At 61.4% G+C, this 12092-nt stretch carries 11 protein-coding genes; 5 read left to right on the top strand and 6 right to left on the bottom strand.

The window, feature by feature from the left end; translation table 11 throughout:
• Positions 1–498: 498 nt before the first annotated feature.
• Entirely contained in the window at positions 499–2193 is a 1695-nt protein-coding gene (locus VJV58_RS20195) for an EAL domain-containing protein (RefSeq protein WP_414641535.1), read from the top strand.
• 45 nt (positions 2194–2238) lie between these two features.
• Here VJV58_RS20195 and phaR read toward each other — a convergent pair whose 3' ends face one another.
• Complete coding sequence (phaR, locus tag VJV58_RS20190; protein WP_324139140.1) at positions 2239–2838, bottom strand: polyhydroxyalkanoate synthesis repressor PhaR; 600 nt, start codon at positions 2836–2838, stop codon at positions 2239–2241.
• Positions 2839–3142: 304 nt separating this feature from the next.
• Between phaR and VJV58_RS20185 the strand changes: the two genes are divergently transcribed.
• The 3 genes from VJV58_RS20185 (at position 3143) to VJV58_RS20175 (ending at position 6317) form a co-directional block, all read left to right on the top strand.
• Complete coding sequence (locus tag VJV58_RS20185; protein ID WP_324139139.1) at positions 3143–4321, top strand: acetyl-CoA C-acetyltransferase; 1179 nt, start codon at positions 3143–3145, stop codon at positions 4319–4321.
• A gap of 260 nt (positions 4322–4581) precedes the next feature.
• Entirely contained in the window at positions 4582–5307 is a 726-nt protein-coding gene (gene phbB / locus VJV58_RS20180) for an acetoacetyl-CoA reductase (RefSeq protein WP_324139138.1), read from the top strand.
• Between the two features lie 146 nt (positions 5308–5453).
• The gene (locus VJV58_RS20175) at positions 5454–6317 is read left to right on the top strand and encodes a DMT family transporter (RefSeq protein ID WP_324139137.1); all 864 of its coding nucleotides are present in this window, start codon (positions 5454–5456) and stop codon (positions 6315–6317) included.
• A gap of 83 nt (positions 6318–6400) precedes the next feature.
• Here the strand turns inward: VJV58_RS20175 and gloB are convergent, their stop codons facing one another.
• Positions 6401–7168 carry a hydroxyacylglutathione hydrolase gene (gene gloB, locus VJV58_RS20170; protein ID WP_324139136.1) on the bottom strand — a complete coding sequence of 256 codons (768 nt, stop codon included), beginning with the start codon at positions 7166–7168 and terminating at the stop codon, positions 6401–6403.
• Positions 7169–7303: 135 nt separating this feature from the next.
• Between gloB and VJV58_RS20165 the strand changes: the two genes are divergently transcribed.
• Positions 7304–8044, top strand: a complete 741-nt coding sequence (locus tag VJV58_RS20165; RefSeq protein ID WP_324139141.1) for a class I SAM-dependent methyltransferase — start codon at positions 7304–7306, stop codon at positions 8042–8044.
• Positions 8045–8168: 124 nt separating this feature from the next.
• Here the strand turns inward: VJV58_RS20165 and VJV58_RS20160 are convergent, their stop codons facing one another.
• The 4 genes from VJV58_RS20160 to VJV58_RS20145 form a co-directional block, all read right to left on the bottom strand.
• A complete protein-coding gene (locus tag VJV58_RS20160) occupies positions 8169–8924 on the bottom strand; it encodes a DUF4167 domain-containing protein (protein ID WP_324139135.1) in 756 nt (251 codons plus the stop codon).
• 481 nt (positions 8925–9405) lie between these two features.
• On the bottom strand, positions 9406–10299 hold the full coding sequence (gene prmC / locus VJV58_RS20155; protein WP_324139134.1) for a peptide chain release factor N(5)-glutamine methyltransferase: 894 nt from the start codon (positions 10297–10299) through the stop codon (positions 9406–9408).
• Entirely contained in the window at positions 10296–11381 is a 1086-nt protein-coding gene (prfA, locus tag VJV58_RS20150; protein ID WP_324139133.1) for a peptide chain release factor 1, read from the bottom strand. Before prfA ends, prmC begins: the two co-directional genes overlap by 4 nt.
• Before the next feature lie 44 nt (positions 11382–11425).
• Positions 11426–12092, bottom strand: a 667-nt coding sequence (locus VJV58_RS20145) for a putative PEP-binding protein (protein ID WP_324139132.1), incomplete at its 5' end; no start/stop codon positions are given.

Raw genomic sequence — 12092 nt, 5'->3', positions numbered from 1 at the left:
GGTCTGACGAGTCCGGATTCCGGCACGCTGGATGCCGGATTGCTGCCACGACGCTCCATAGGCGGCCTTTGCGTCGGCCGACGTAGCCCGTCGCAGTCCGCGCGTCTGCGGGACATGCTCGGCTGTCGCGATCAGTTGCGCGATGAAATCAGCCCGCGATAGCCGCTGGGCCGGGATCCGGGACCGATCACCTGTGACAGGCACCAGGGCGACACAGGCCGGCGTCTCTGTGGCGCCCGCGCTCGCATCTGAAGTCCGCTCTGGTTGATCGCTCATCGGGTCCAAAATCGAATCCACTTTACCTGTCACATTTCGGGACTCTGCGCCCGCGCTCGATCTCAACCTCGCAAGGGCCGTGCCGTCCTGCGCGACGGCGTCGCCGGCGTCGTTATGGCGGGGTTTGCGGATTATTTAGCAAGTTGAAGTACAGTCGCCGACGGAGAGGCAGTACGTTTAAGAAATGGAATCGGGCCGGCACTGTCCTGAAACGAGGCGATCGTGACATCCGCTCTTCCGAAAACATCAAGCATTCTGGCGTCGCTGGGGCAGGCCGCGTTCATTTGGGATATCGCGACTGACGCGATCACATGGACCGAGCATGCCGGCGCGGTGTTTTCAGATATCCCGCCGGGGCTCCTCGCGACTGGCGCTCAATTTTCGAAACTGATCGAGCCGACACGTACGATCCGCTCCGAGGCATTGGCGTCTTCGCCGCCGGCTCAAAGCGGAAAGGCCGCTCCCTACCGCATCGAATACGGTGTGAGGACCTCGACATCAGAGCCACTTCTCTGGATCGAAGAGACCGGGTGCTGGTTCGCAGGTCCCAACGGCAGGCCGGCGCGCGCCCAGGGCATCGTCCGCGTCAACAACGAGCGCCACGCCCGCGAAGAGCAGTTGCTGAAGCTGTCACGGCACGATCCGCTGACCGGCGAACTCAATCGCACGTATCTGGTCGCCTCATTGGCCGAGGCGATCGAGGAGGCCGCGCGGTTCCGCACGTCCTGTGCCTTCATGTTGATAGGGATCGATCACCTAGCTCGCATTAACGATGCGTTCGGATTCGATGTCGCGGATGCCGTAATTTCGGAAATCGGCAAACGCATCCGCACGCGGTTGCGCGGCGGCGACATACTCGGCCGGTTCTCCGGTAACAAATTCGGCCTCATCCTGAAGAACTGCAGCGTCGACGACATGCATGTTGCCGCCGAGCGCTTTCTCACCGGCATTCGCCACGAGGTGGTGCCAACCGAATCGGGACCGGTCTCGGTGACGGCGTCGATCGGCGCCATCACCGTTCCGCGCCATGCGCGAAACATCGGCGAGGCGATCAACCGCGCCCACGAAACGCTCGACCTGGCAAAACGGCGCCGTTCCGGGTCGTTTGCGGTCTGGCGGCCGAATATCGAGCGCGACGCCCAGCGCCGCGTCAACATCCGCGTCACCGATGAGATCGTCACCGCGCTCAATGAGCGCCGGATCGCAATGGCATTTGAGCCGGTCGTGGAGGCGAACTCTCGAAAGCTGGCTTTCCATGAATGCCTGATACGCATGGAGCAGGATGACGGTCAAATCCTGCTGGCGCCTGATATCGTGCCGGTGGCGGAGAGGCTGGGGCTTATTCGCCTCGTCGATCACCGCGTGCTCGAACTCGTGGTGGAGCAACTCGCCGCGTCCCCGAACGTGCAGCTCAGCCTGAATATCTCGCCGGAGACCACGATGGACCCGGAATGGTGGGCGTCCATTGAATCCCTGATGCGCGCTCACGGCGGGATCGCCGAACGGCTGATTATCGAAATCACGGAGACGATCGCGATTCACGATCTCGACGATTTACGCCGATTCGTGACGCGGCTGAAGAATTTCGGCAGCCGCATCGCAATCGACGATTTCGGCGCCGGTTACACCTCGTTCCGCAATTTGCGCAAACTTGGGGTCGACATCGTCAAGATCGATGGCGCATTCGTGCAGAACATCGCGCGTTCGGCGGACGATCGCGCCTTTGTGCAAACGCTGATCGATCTGGCGCGACGCCTGCAAATCAAGACTGTGGCGGAATGGGTTCAGGATGAGCACGCCGCGATCATGTTGCGTGACTGGGGCTGCGACTATATTCAGGGAAGGCTGATCGGGCTCGCCTCGTCGAAGCGGCAATGGGACATCGCGGCAGAAATGGCTTTGCCAGCGGCGAGCTAGAACTGATCGCGGTGAATCTCTCTCGGCGCGCGGACGAGTCAGCAGCTACTCGTCCTTCTTCGGCTCCTTCGACATCCGCTCGAGCCGCTCCTGCATATCTTTCATCTGCCGACGAAGATCCTCGATATTGTCGGCTTCGGGCGGCGGCTCACCTCCGTTTTCCGGCTCGATGGAAGGGGCTCCGCCGCGCGGTGGTGCGAATGGCTTGAACATCGAGAACGTCTGCTGAAACAATTCCATGTTACGACGGACGTGTTCTTCCAGCGGGGCGAACGGAGTGCCGCTGAAGGTGTTGGTGAGCTGCTTGCGGAATTTCTCCTGCTCGCGCGTCAACGTATCGATCGCCTGCTCGAGATATTTCGGCACCACCATTTGCATGCTGTCGCCGTAGAACCTGATCAGCTGTCGTAGGAAGGTCGTCGGCAGCAGGTTCTGACCCGCCTTGTTTTCCTGTTCGAAGATAATTTGAGCCAGCACCGAGCGGGTGATGTCATCACCCGTTTTTGCATCATAGACGAGGAAGTCCTCACCCTCTTTCACCATGGCCGCGAGGTCCTCGAGCGTCACATAGGTGCTGGTGCCGGTATTATAGAGCCGTCGGTTCGCGTATTTCTTTATGGTGGTGGGTTGGTCAGATTTCGCCATGGGCTCACACATACACACCGAGGAGAGGAACCCGACGGTTTCGCCGAAGGGCTGACAGCAATGCAACGCAACAAAGTAAGCATTTTCAATAGGGTTCGGCTACCGTTTTGTGCGCACGGTTAATTCTAAAAAATGGAAGGTGCGTGGGGTCGCGCCAACGACGCCATTTTGAACGCGTCGCGAGCTAACTTTCGCGCGATAGCCAATTGACATGCCCCGGTGTCGTTAACAGGATAAGGAGGAGAGACTGGCCTGCCAATCCGGCGTCCGCCGTCCAATGATCCTCAAGCCCAGGAGATAATACATGTCAGACGATGTCGTCATCGTCAGCGCCGCCCGCACCCCGGTCGGAAGCTTCAATGGTGCGTTTGCCACTACGCCCGCGCACGATCTCGGCGCCATCGCCATCAAGGCCGCGCTGGAGCGGGCTGGCATCGAGCCGAACCGCGTCTCCGAGGTGATCATGGGACAGATCCTGACCGCGGCGCAGGGCCAGAACCCGGCGCGCCAGGCCTCGATCGCGGCCGGCATTCCGGTGGAAAGTCCGGCCTGGGGTGTCAATCAGCTATGCGGCTCGGGGCTGCGGACGGTGGCGCTGGGTTACCAGGCGCTCCTCAACGGTGATTCAGACATCGTGGTGGCAGGCGGCCAGGAGTCGATGAGCATGGCCCCTCACGCGCAGTATCTGCGCGGCGGCGTCAAGATGGGCGGCGTCGAACTGGTCGACACCATGATCAAAGACGGTCTGTGGGACGCGTTCAATGGCTACCACATGGGCAACACCGCCGAGAACGTCGCCCGGCAATACCAGATCACGCGCTCGCAGCAGGATGAGTTCGCCGTCGGCTCTCAGAACAAGGCCGAAGCTGCGCAGAAGGCGGGCAGGTTCAAAGATGAAATCGTTCCGGTGACCATCAAGACCCGCAAGGGCGACGTCGTCGTCAGCGACGATGAATATCCGCGGCACGGTGCGACCCTGGATGCGATGGCAAAACTCAGACCGGCGTTCGAGAAGGACGGCACGGTGACTGCCGGGAGTGCGTCGGGCATCAATGACGGTGCGGCCGCGGTGGTGTTGATGACGGCGAAGCAGGCGGCCAAGGAAGGCAAGAAGATTCTCGGCCGCATCGTGTCATGGGGCCAAGCCGGCGTCGATCCGAAGATCATGGGCACCGGCCCGATCCCGGCGTCACGCGCCGCGCTCAAGAAGGCCGGCTGGAATGTCGGCGATCTCGATCTGATCGAGGCTAACGAAGCGTTCGCGGCGCAGGCCTGCGCGGTCAACAAGGACCTCGGCTGGGATACTTCCAAGGTCAACGTCAATGGTGGCGCGATAGCGATCGGCCATCCCGTCGGCGCCTCCGGCGCGCGCGTGCTGGTGACGCTGCTGCATGAAATGCAGAAGCGCGACGCCAAGAAGGGTCTTGCAACGCTGTGCATCGGCGGCGGCATGGGGATCGCGATGTGCATCGCACGCGATTAAACAAAAGGCGGCGGATGCGGGGTGATGAAAGAATCAGCTCGCAACCGCACCGTAATCATATCGATCAGCCGAGCGGCGCATGATTCGATGAGATCATGCGCCGCTTTCATTTCCCGGAGGGCCGCACGGCGCAAAGCCGAGAATCATTTTGCGATCGAGTTTGCGTCGCGCACTTTATTGTTGATGTCGGTCAAACAGCCCGCTTAGTTTCAAGTTGGTAGAAAGCGTAGCTCAGGAAGAACCTAGGGAAGGAAACGGACATGGCACGTGTTGCGTTGGTATCTGGAGGAACGCGGGGCATCGGCGCGTCAATCAGCAAGGCGCTGAAGGCTGCCGGCTACAAGGTCGCCGCTACTTATGCCGGCAACGACGCCGCTGCCGAAAAGTTCAAAGCCGACACCGGTATTCCCGTTTACAAATGGGATGTCAGTTCGTTCGATTCCTGCGCCGAAGGAATCAAGAAAGTGGAAGCCGACCTAGGTCCGATCGACGTGCTCGTCAACAACGCGGGCATCACCCGCGACGGCGCGTTCCACAAGATGACGCTGGATCAATGGAACGCCGTCATCAATACCAATCTTGGTTCGCTGTTCAACATGACGCGTCAAGTGATCGAGGGCATGCGCTCGCGCAAATTCGGTCGCGTCATCAACATCTCGTCGATCAACGGCCAGAAGGGTCAGTTTGGCCAGGTGAATTATTCGGCCGCGAAGGCCGGCGACATCGGTTTCACCAAGGCCTTGGCCTTGGAGAACGCAAAGGGCGGCATCACCGTCAACGCGATCTGCCCCGGCTATATCAACACCGAAATGGTGCAGGCGGTGCCGAAGGAGGTGCTGGAGAAGAGCATCCTTCCGTTAATTCCGGTCAATCGTCTCGGCGAGCCCGACGAAATCGCGCGCGCCGTGGTGTTTCTCGCCGCCGACGACGCCGGCGCCATCACCGGCTCGACGCTCTCGATCAACGGCGGGCAGTACATGGCGTGATAGCGGCGCTGGCCTTGCGGTGGCTATTCTCGACAGCGATTGGCGAGCGTTCGCATCTTTACAAGCAAGCCGTACACGTTGCATGGCTGGTACGGGCTCGGACGAGCCCGGCCATGAAATAAAGATTTCCGCCATTGCCTCATTCGATGACGCCGCGTGCCGCCACGCTGCTAGGGCTGACCGCCATCCTGATGTGGTCGCTTCTGGCGGCGCTTACGGTCGCGAGCGGAAGCGTGCCGGCGTTTCAGCTCGCGGCGATGACGTTCGCGGTTGGCGCGCTGGTCGGTTTCCTGACCTGGATCGGCCGGCCGAATGCGACCCGAGCATTGCGGCAATCGCCGCTCGCGTGGCTCGTCGGCATTGGTGGTCTGTTCGGCTATCACGCGCTTTATTTTTTGGCGCTGCGCTTCGCGCCACCGGCAGAAGCAGGTTTGCTGAATTATCTCTGGCCACTGTTGATCGTACTGTTCTCATCGCTGTTGCCGGGCGAGCGGCTGGCGTTCCATCACATCGTGGGGGCGCTGCTTGGGTTTGCGGGCACGGTGATCCTGCTTCTCGGCAGCGGCAGCAGCGAATTTGGAGCCGGCCATGGGCCCGGCCTGATCGCGGCGTTCGTGGCCGCCTTTGTGTGGGCGGCATACTCGGTGATGTCGCGCAAGCTTAAATCGGTGCCAACGGATGTGGTCGCGGGTTTTTGCCTGGGCACCGCAGTGCTTTCCGCCCTCGTGCATGGGCTGGTGGAGGTCACGGTGTGGCCGGACACAATCGGTCAATGGCTCGCTATCGCGGCGCTCGGCGTGGGCCCGGTTGGGGCCGCATTTTACGCCTGGGATATCGGGATGAAGCGCGGCGACATCCGTGTACTCGGGGCGGCATCCTACGCAACGCCACTGCTCTCGACCGCATTTCTGATTTTGGCGGGCTTTGCGCAGCCGAGCGTCAACATTGCGGTCGCGGCGGTGTTGATTGCTGGCGGCGGTTTGATCGCGGCAAAGGATATAATGAAGTGACGTTAGTCGAGCTTGGCTTAGCTCGGAAGCGTGCAGTCGTGGCGGTGGATATCGGAGCCCGAAAGCGGCTCAATCACCGGCCGTCAGGATTTGTTCTTGCGTTCGCGCAGTTCGCCGAACACCTCAGCGGCGCTCCTGCCCTTCATCCGAACGCCGGCCGCGACTGAGGGCTCATCGGCGCGCAAGAACACATTGGCCTTCTTTTCCTCGCCCAGCAGCGTCGGTACCGTCGGCCTGTTGGCCGCCCGCAGCCGCGCGACTTCCTCGGCGCGCGCTTTCAGCGCGGCGTTGTCCGGTTCGACAGTCAGCGCGAACTTGACGTTGGCGGCAGTGTATTCATGCCCACAATAGAGTTTGAAATCGTCCGGCAGGGCGCGCAGCTTGAGAAGTGAATCCCACATCATGGGATAGGTACCTTCGAAAACCCGCCCGCAGCCGATCGAGAATAGGGTATCGGCGGCAAACAGCGCTTTCTCGAGATCGAACACATAACTGACATGGTCGAGAGTATGGCCGGGCGTCTCCAGCACCCGCGCCAACAGGCCGCCGACTTTCACGACATCGCCCTGGCTTACGCGGTGATCGACATTTGCGATCTTGGTTGTCTTGTCATGAGGAGCAACGACACGCGCTCCATATTTCTGCTTTAACTCGGCGACGCCGCCGACGTGATCGCCATGATGGTGTGTGATGAGAATATCGGTGAGCCTCCAGCCTTCGTGCTCGAGTGCCTTGACGATCGGCCCCGCCTCCGGCGCGTCGATCGAGGCGGTCGCCTTGGTCGCCGGGTTGTGGATCAGATAGCCGAAATTGTCGGTCAGACAGGGAAACAGTCGAATCTCGGCGGCCATGACATCTCCATGATCCAGACAAAGCGGAGGCGACACCACTCCGCATAGCATGAAATATGGCGTTAACGGTCCGGCGGCAATGCAATATTCCGGGGACCCCTGAGCAGCCTCGACGTGTTACATTGGCTTATGACTATCGACGTGATCGATCTACGCGATTTCTATTCGCAGCGCCTCGGCATCGTCGCGCGGCGGCTGATCAATCGGGGCATCCATGCGCGATGGCCGGACGCGCAGGGTCAGCGCGTGCTCGGCCTCGGTTACCCCACGCCCTATCTCGGCCTGTTTCGCGAAGACTCCGAACGCTGTATCGCCTTCATGCCGGCGGCGCAGGGAGTGCTGAAATGGCCGACGGCGCGGCCAACGCTGGCAGCTTTGGTAGACGAGTTCTCGTTGCCGCTGCCGGACGCGGCCGTGGACCGCATCCTGCTGGTTCATGCCCTTGAAATGTGCGATGACCCGGAAGGCCTGCTGCGCGAAGTATGGCGGGTGCTGGCGCCGTCTGGCCGCATGATGGCGGTGATTCCAAATCGGCGCGGTGTTTGGACGCGTACCGACAACACCCCGTTCGGTCATGGCCGACCCTATTCGCGCTCGCAGATCACGCAACTGCTGCGCCAGACCTGGTTCACGCCGACCGCCTGGGGAGAGGCGCTCTTCATGCCTCCGGTTGCGGGTGGCTGGTTCCTGCGCTCTGCAGTTGCCTGGGAACGGGTCGGCGCGGCTCTCTCGCTGCCGTTCGCCGGAGTTCATATTGTCGAAGCGACCAAGCAGGTTTACCGCGCCATCCCCGCACATCGCGAGCGCACGCGGCTGATTCCAGCGCTCGAACCGGTTCTGGTGCCCTCATCGCTGCAGCAAGGCGGTGACGTGTAGAGCGTTTTCGAGCGAAGTGGCGCGGATTCGCGTGACGCGTGAAGAAAACGCGTCAGAAGAATAAGCCAACCACACTCGTGAAGGCCACGACGTCGCAACAGGTCAGCAGAGAACGCCGTCTCGCTTACTCGTTTCCGGGATTGAAATCGTCGGTGGGACCTGCGGGCGCAGCCATGCCCTCCGGGCGCGGGCCATGCGGGCGACGGCGCCGTCGCGGAAAGCGCTCGCGATCGCCACCCCCGCCCTCGAAGCCGCCCTGGTTGCCGCTGATTTGAGGTTGCGGCCCAGTGATAAACGAAGGCAGCCGGTCGACGTTGCCACCATCTGGCGTTGCGGGCTGCGGCTGTGACTGGGGCTGATACGGCTGCCCGCGGTGTTCGCGATGGCCGCCATGTTCGCGAGGCTGGTGCTGGTCGCGCTGCTGGTATGGCTGTCCCTCGCGCTGGTGATCGCGTGCATTGTTGTCGCGGTTGTCGCGCGGGACGAATGGCTGCGGTTGCACCGGAACAAAGCCCGGCTCCTGGCCGAAATGTGAAAAGCTCTCGCCCTCGTCTTCGCCGTCCTCGGCGGCCGTCTCGTTTTCGGTGCGCGGCTGCGGCTGGTTCTGCCGGAATTGTTCCTGTGCCGCGGCGATCAGGCGAAAATAATGTTCGGCATGCTGGTAATAATTTTCGGCGGCGACAGGATCGCCGGAAGACCGCGCGTCGCGTGCGAGCTGAACGTATTTCTCGGCCACGTGGGAGGCGGTACCGCGGATCTTGATGTCCGGACCATTGGACTCGAACACCCGTGTCATCGGGTTCTGGCCGCGCCGGTTGCCATCGTTCCTGTTGTTGTTATTGCGGTTGCGCATCCGCTTGTTGTTTTGACCGTTTCTCATGTCCTACCTTTATCTCAGCCCTGAAGTTACCAGCCTAGGTTTGTTATCGATCGAACTTGGTCGTGGTAGTCGGTTGGAGCGGTACGTTTCATACGCGTTGGATTCGAGTGCAGCGCAATTCCGCACAGATTGCCGTAAGTCGCGATCAAGATAGACGCGCCCCCCTACAGTCCAGCGGAAGCCGCTGCTGCATCAATTCATTCCGCCTGCCAAATCAAGCACAGGTTTCTCGCGTGATTTTTCAAGCGCAATATCAGGCTTTCGTTCGCTCTGCGGTCAGAACCGGCGCAGCTCTCTAAAGCCATCGCGCTCGAATGGACCTGCGTTTTGGAACCTTTCACTCGGGGCGGGCTCTCGCTTTGAGAACCCTGGCCTTCACCCGCAGCATCTACGGGGCCAGCAACCCTGGACCGATGTTGTAACTGAACGTAATCGCTCCGGGGGAATATTCCAAGTGCTTTTTCGCTTTCCAATCTGGCTTTTATGGGGGCAATTTTCGACCCGCAACCGCCCGCTCGATGCCAGCCAGATCGCGTTTACCCGGCGCCTCCGGCGTTAACCCTGCCGCCGTCATTATTCGGCCAACGTGCTCGCTTTGGGTGTGCCCGACTTCCACCACGAGTGCGCCTCCGTTCGCCAGCAGCGCCATCGACTGCGGAATGACCGCGCGATAGGCATCGAGCCCATCGGCGCCGCCGTCCAGCGCATTCAACGGGTCGTGATCGCGCACCTCGGTTGCGAGTTCAGCGATCTCCGCCGACCGAATGTACGGCGGGTTAGACACAATCAGGTCGAAACTCTTGGACAATGCTGCGAGGTAGTAACAGGCGACGAAACCGGCGCGGTTGGCGAGGCCCAGATCGGCGGCGTTGCTCCGCGCCGTTCGCAACGCAGCCTCGCTGATATCGGTGCCTATCCCGTGGGCATGAGGCAGTTCCGAAAGCAGGGCCAGCAGAATCGCGCCCGAACCGGTGCCGATATCGGCGATCCGCAAACCTCGATTCGGACGCGTGTCCGCGCGCAGCATTTCAAGCGCCAGTTCGACTACTGTCTCAGTGTCGGCCCTCGGCACCAGTGTCGCTGCGGAGAGCCGCAACGGCAGTCCCCAGAATTCCTTGGTTCCGATAATCCTCGCGATCGGTTCGCCGCGACAACGACGTCGCGCGAAATCCTCGATGCGCAACGATTCATCCGCTGTAAGGAGCCGGCCCGCTGCCGCGATGAGTTGCGTGAGATCAAGGCCAAGCACAGCCCCGACCAACGTCCGGGCATCGAGCTCGGCGGATTCGATCGCGCGTTCCCGAAATCGTGTGGCCAGTGCACGCCGTGCAGCCTCGACCGTCTTTCCGGCGATGCCATCGCTCCCGCAGCTCACGCCGCGGCGCCTTGGGCGGCTAGCTGCGCGGCCTGATGCTCTGTCGTCAAGGCGTCAACCAATTCCCCCAAAGCTTCGCCGGCCATGACCTGCGGCAGTTTGTAAAGCGTGAGGTTGATGCGGTGATCGGTCACTCGGCCTTGCGGAAAATTATAGGTGCGGATTCGCTCAGAGCGATCGCCGGACCCGACCTTCTCGCGGCGGTCCGCCGAGCGAGCGGCGTCGATCCGTTGCCGCTCGGCATCGTAGATGCGGGAGCGCAGGATGTTCATCGCCGACGCGCGATTTTTATGCTGTGACCGGCTGTCCTGCATGTTCACCACAATGCCACTCGGAATGTGCGTGATACGAATAGCTGACTCAGTTTTATTGACGTGTTGGCCGCCGGCGCCCTGCGAGCGCATCGTCTCGATCCGCAAGTCGTCCTGCTTGATATCGACGTCGACCTCTTCGACCTCCGGCAGAACAGCAACTGTCGCCGCCGATGTATGAATACGGCCTTGCGTTTCCGTGTCGGGCACGCGTTGCACACGATGCACACCGGATTCGAATTTCAGTTTGGCGAAGGCGCCGCGGCCCTTCACTTCGGCAATGATTTCCTTGAAGCCGCCCATGGTGCCCTCGCTTGCCGAGATCACCTCCACTTTCCAGCCCTGCAATGCCGCGAAGCGCTCGTACATGCGGAACAGGTCACCGGCAAACAGCGCGGCCTCGTCGCCGCCGGTGCCGTCGCGGATTTCCAGAACCACATTTCGGTCGTCCATCGCATCCTTGGGCAGGAGCGCCACGCGAATCTGCTGAGCCAATTCGACGCTGCGCGAGGCCAGCGTTTCACGCTCGGCCTCCGCCATCGCGCGCATCTCGGGATCGGTGGAGGGATCGACGATCAGCGCGTCAATATCGTTCATCTCCTTGATGGCCGCGCGGTAGGCCTTCACGGCTTCGATCAACGGATTGAGCTCGGCCAGTTCTCGCGTGATCCGCACATACGATTCAGAGCTTATCTGTCCGAGCAACTCCGCCTCCAGCGAAGCGTGGTGCGCCAGCAGAACATCGAGTTTGGCTTCAGGCAGCATCGACATGGTCATGTCTCAAGTTGAAAGGCGTCGTACGGACCCAGAGCCCACTACAACGACAGCCCCTCGGCTTCAGCGAATTCCGTCAGCTTTTGCCGGATCGATACGCTGCCAGCTGGGGCCTCGAGCAGCGGCGCCATCATCGACTGGGCCTTCCTGGCATTAAGCTCAAGTATCATGGCTTTGACCGGACCATGTGCCGTTGCTGACAGCGACAGCGAACGATAACCCAGCGCGATCAGCGCCAGCGCGCCGATCGGTTTCGATGCCATCTCGCCGCAGAGGCAGGCGGATTTGTTCGCGGCATCGGCCTTGCGAACGACGTCGCGCAAAGCCCTCAGGATCGGCGCCGAGATCGTGTCGAATCGCTCGGAGACTTTGGCGTTGCCACGATCGACCGCGAACAGGAACTGAAACAGGTCGTTGGAGCCGACCGATACGAAATCGACTTTCCTGAGGAGCTCGTCGAGCTGGTACAGTAGCGCCGGCACTTCAACCATGGTGCCGACGTCTATGCGCTCCGGCAGCGCATGGCCGTGCTGGCGCAGATAAGTCAGTTCGCGTTCGACCATGGCCTTGGCGGCGTCGAATTCAGCAACTTCGGTGATCATCGGGAACATGATCCGCAAGGCGCGGCCGCCGCCCGCCCGCAGCAACGCGCGGATCTGGCCGCGCAGCAGGCCGGGCCGGTCCAGCCCAAGCCGGATCGCCCGCCAG

The sequence above is a fragment of the Bradyrhizobium sp. genome (assembly GCF_035273305.1).
Taxonomy (GTDB): Bacteria; Pseudomonadota; Alphaproteobacteria; order Rhizobiales; family Xanthobacteraceae; genus Bradyrhizobium.
This window is presented reverse-complemented; position numbering and strand designations above follow the sequence as displayed.

Bases quoted from the DNA above. Each gene is read 5' to 3' on its own strand.
- phaR (WP_324139140.1), bottom strand. From the start codon at position 2,838: ATGGCGAAATCTGACCAACCCACCACCATAAAGAAATACGCGAACCGA.
- VJV58_RS20185 (WP_324139139.1), top strand. From the start codon at position 3,143: ATGTCAGACGATGTCGTCATCGTCAGCGCCGCCCGCACCCCGGTCGGA.
- phbB (WP_324139138.1), top strand. From the start codon at position 4,582: ATGGCACGTGTTGCGTTGGTATCTGGAGGAACGCGGGGCATCGGCGCG.
- VJV58_RS20175 (WP_324139137.1), top strand. From the start codon at position 5,454: ATGACGCCGCGTGCCGCCACGCTGCTAGGGCTGACCGCCATCCTGATG.
- gloB (WP_324139136.1), bottom strand. From the start codon at position 7,168: ATGGCCGCCGAGATTCGACTGTTTCCCTGTCTGACCGACAATTTCGGC.
- VJV58_RS20160 (WP_324139135.1), bottom strand. From the start codon at position 8,924: ATGAGAAACGGTCAAAACAACAAGCGGATGCGCAACCGCAATAACAAC.
- prfA (WP_324139133.1), bottom strand. From the start codon at position 11,381: ATGTCGATGCTGCCTGAAGCCAAACTCGATGTTCTGCTGGCGCACCAC.